Raw genomic sequence first — 3,322 nt, forward strand, 5'->3', positions numbered from 1 at the left:
ATTTTGTATTTTCAAACTTTTTCATAAAAAATACTTGAATTTTATATAGTTAGCTTCCTTTTGCCTCATTATAATCCATTTCAGTTAGATATCAATAACTATTTTACATTGTAAAGAAATTTTGATTTTGGTAATATAATCACATCCATAAGGAAGTAGTTATCTTACTTATGTAAGCATTTAAGTCAACACACTGATCAATCGATTTGGCTTATCGTTACAAACAAGACTTATGCGAAAAAAGACATCTTTTTTTTTCGTATAAGTCTTTTTACTTTAGGAGGGAATATGGATTTTATTACTATTTTATTTATTGGTATTGGTTTAGCTATGGATGCAAGCGCTGTATCTTTGGCAAAAGGTATGAGCCTGGATAAAGATCAAGTAAAAAAATATGCCTTTATCCTAGCCCTAGCGTTTGGCTTTTTTCAAGCACTTATGCCAGCTATTGGCTATTTTACCGGAAGTCATTTTGCCGAATACATTCAATCCATCGATCACTGGATTGCCTTTATTTTGTTGAGCTTGATAGGTATCAACATGATTCACGAAGGTAAAGAAGAAAAAGAAGATGAAGCAAAAATTCACTCCATCCCATTTAAAAATATTCTTCTTTTAGCTATCGCCACAAGTATTGACGCTTTAGCCGTTGGTGTAAGTTTTGCCTTTTTAAAAGTCAATCTGTTTTTAGCTATAACTACCATTGGCATCACTACATTTATTCTTTCATTTGTTTGTGTATTATTTGGAAAAAAACTTGGTAGCTTATTTGAAAAATATGCTGAATACTTAGGTGGTATCATCTTAATTCTATTAGGAATTAAAATCTTAATTGAACATTTATTTTTCTAACAAGACTTCAGTTAAAGTCTTTTCACATACTCAGCTATCTTTACACCCAATTCCTTATGTCCTTTTTCAGATAAATGCACACCATCAAAACTCATATCTAAAGGATTACAATCTAAACAAGGAACCCCCATTACCTTATACGCCTCATTCAGTTTCATACTTTCATCTCTAAATTCATCAAATTGTAAAATTGGCGAACAAAGAATCAACAGCTTTCTTTTGTCCATTGAATCAATTAACTCATGCATAAAAGAAAGGATTTGATCAACATCATAATAATGAATCAAATCATTAGAACCCAACATAACACAAAATAAATCAATCGAATCTAAATCGAACGTATCCTCTTTTACATCTCGCAATAAACGACCATTGATCGCATCCTCAAAAAATATCCATCCAGGCACAAGATCATTTAAATAATCAATGTATGTTAAATCATACCTTTGAAAATATCCTCTTGGATCATAGCCCCAAGTATTGGAATCCCCTAAAAACAATACCTTTTTCATTATGCCACTCTACGAATTTTCTTACGCACAACCATAAAACAAATACCATGCGCCACAAGTGTTATAACCCACGTAATTGGATAAGAAATATACAATGAGAAGGTTGTATGCACTGCCTTAAATACAGTAAATATCCATATAACACGAATCAAACAGACACCCGTTAAAGATACCAGCATTGGTAAAATAGAATATCCGATTCCTCTAAGACTTCCAACTAAAGTATCCATGATTCCACATAAACAATACATTGTACTAATAACAGCCAATCGATTATTCCAAATTGGATGACACGCTCATCACTAGAATAAATAGATAGTAACTGTTGGCCAAAGAAATAAGCACCTTGCCCGAGTACAAGACCTACGATACTAACAATTACTAAACATTCTAATAAAATCTTATCAATTCGATTGTATTTTTTTGCTCCAAAATTTTGCGAAGTAAACGACAAAGAAGTTTGATAAACTGCATTCATAGACGTATATACAAAGCCTTCAATATTGCTTGCGGCGGTATTTCCAGCCATAACTAAAGAGCCAAAAGAGTTAATGCTTGATTGAATCAATACGTTTGAAATACTAAAGATAATGCCTTGAAGCCCTGCTGGGAGTCCTACTTCCAGCATTTGTAAAGCTAATTCCTTATGGAAACGCATATCCTTTAACTCAAAATGTAAAGGTCCATCCATATGCTTTAAACATAATAGAATTAAAGCAGAACTAATTCCTTCCGAAATAATCGTAGCTAAAGCAACACCAGCAACACCCATTTCGAATACAATTACGAAACAAAGATTAAATAGCACGTTAACAATTCCAGAAATCAACAAAAAATAGAGTGGTCTCTTTGTATCCCCAATCGATCTAAATATGGCAGCACCGAAGTTATAAACCATAAAAAATGGCATACCAGCAAAATAAATACGCATATATAAAGATGACAAATCAATTACATCTTCTGGTGTAGCCATTAACTCTAGCAAGGGTTTCGCAAAAAAGAAACCCACAAACACCATTAATAATCCACCAAAGATGGCAATAAAAATAGCTGTATGTACAGCTTTAGATGTATTTTCCTCATCTCGAGCCCCAATAAATTTACCCAATACAACATTTGCACCAACACTAATACCAATAAACATATTCACCAATAAATTGATTAATGCACTTGTTGAACCAACTGCTGCCAACGCTTGATTTCCCGTAAATCGACCTACCACAATAATATCGGCTGCATTAAACAACAATTGCAGGCAGCCCGACAAAATTAATGGTAATGAAAAAATAATCAACTTTTTAAAAATTGGACCATTACACATATCCACTTGATAACTACGCATAAGTAAATTTACTCCTTCTTAAATAATAGAAACAGTTGGAGATAAACTCCTCTAAGAACCGTACGTGCAGTTTTCCCGCATACGGCTCCCCACTGTTACTTTTAAACATTCTTGTTATATATGACTTTGTCACTACTCCAAATATCCACATGGATATATGGGTGTATGATTCTATCATTCCATATTTCATAGAACCTTTCCAATTTAAAACTTCTTCTTTGACTCCTTCGGTTTAACCATTTGAACGTTACATATAGTGAATGTTGCCAAAGGTTTCTTACCTCTCGAATCATTCCACTTAAACTGTAGTAGTTAAAACTACCAGTAAGTTTCTTGTTCAACGCCTTCATGAATTCGTCAAATTGAGTGTTTCTATTTTCTTTGACCCATTTCTTTAAGTTTGACTTAAATTGCTTCTTCTTTTTACGACTTATCTTATGTCCTACAGAATAGTAGCCTTTTCTTGTCTTACTGTTGAAATGTGTAAAGCCTAGAAAATCAAATATTTCTCTTGAACCACTGTATCTTCCAAACGGAAGTATTCGTGTCTTTTCTTTGGATAGTTCCAATCCAAAAAGTTCCATTCTTTTAATAACGGCTTCATATACTCTTTGTG

At 33.0% G+C, this 3,322-nt stretch carries 5 protein-coding genes; 1 reads left to right on the plus strand and 4 read right to left on the minus strand.

The genetic code is table 11. From position 1 onward, the window contains the following. The first annotated feature begins 288 nt into the window (after window positions 1-288). Window positions 289-852, plus strand: a complete 564-nt coding sequence (locus LJE08_RS13125) for a manganese efflux pump MntP family protein (RefSeq protein WP_227403460.1) — start codon at window positions 289-291, stop codon at window positions 850-852. A gap of 11 nt (window positions 853-863) precedes the next feature. Here LJE08_RS13125 and LJE08_RS13130 read toward each other — a convergent pair whose 3' ends face one another. The 4 genes from LJE08_RS13130 to LJE08_RS13145 all read right to left on the minus strand — a co-directional run. After that, the gene (locus tag LJE08_RS13130; protein ID WP_117924066.1) at window positions 864-1,364 is read right to left on the minus strand and encodes an SGNH/GDSL hydrolase family protein; all 501 of its coding nucleotides are present in this window, start codon (window positions 1,362-1,364) and stop codon (window positions 864-866) included. Then, window positions 1,364-1,594, minus strand: coding sequence for a hypothetical protein (locus LJE08_RS13135; RefSeq protein WP_227403461.1), 231 nt, complete (start codon window positions 1,592-1,594; stop codon window positions 1,364-1,366). Before LJE08_RS13135 ends, LJE08_RS13130 begins: the two co-directional genes overlap by 1 nt. Beyond that, window positions 1,582-2,706, minus strand: coding sequence for an MATE family efflux transporter (locus LJE08_RS13140; RefSeq protein WP_227403462.1), 1,125 nt, complete (start codon window positions 2,704-2,706; stop codon window positions 1,582-1,584). The genes LJE08_RS13135 and LJE08_RS13140 overlap by 13 nt, the downstream gene beginning before the upstream one ends. 101 nt (window positions 2,707-2,807) lie before the next feature. Continuing rightward, window positions 2,808-3,322 (minus strand): group II intron maturase-specific domain-containing protein (locus tag LJE08_RS13145; RefSeq protein WP_275051321.1); only part of this gene is annotated, 515 nt, incomplete at its 5' end.

It is taken from the genome of Holdemanella sp. DFI.5.55, from assembly GCF_020593575.1.
Taxonomy (GTDB): domain Bacteria; phylum Bacillota_I; class Bacilli_A; order Erysipelotrichales; family Erysipelotrichaceae; genus Holdemanella; species Holdemanella hominis.

Coding starts and splice junctions, on each gene's coding strand:
- LJE08_RS13125 (WP_227403460.1), top strand. CDS start 289: ATGGATTTTATTACTATTTTATTTATTGGTATTGGTTTAGCTATGGAT.
- LJE08_RS13130 (WP_117924066.1), bottom strand. CDS start 1,364: ATGAAAAAGGTATTGTTTTTAGGGGATTCCAATACTTGGGGCTATGAT.
- LJE08_RS13135 (WP_227403461.1), bottom strand. CDS start 1,594: ATGGATACTTTAGTTGGAAGTCTTAGAGGAATCGGATATTCTATTTTA.
- LJE08_RS13140 (WP_227403462.1), bottom strand. CDS start 2,706: ATGCGTAGTTATCAAGTGGATATGTGTAATGGTCCAATTTTTAAAAAG.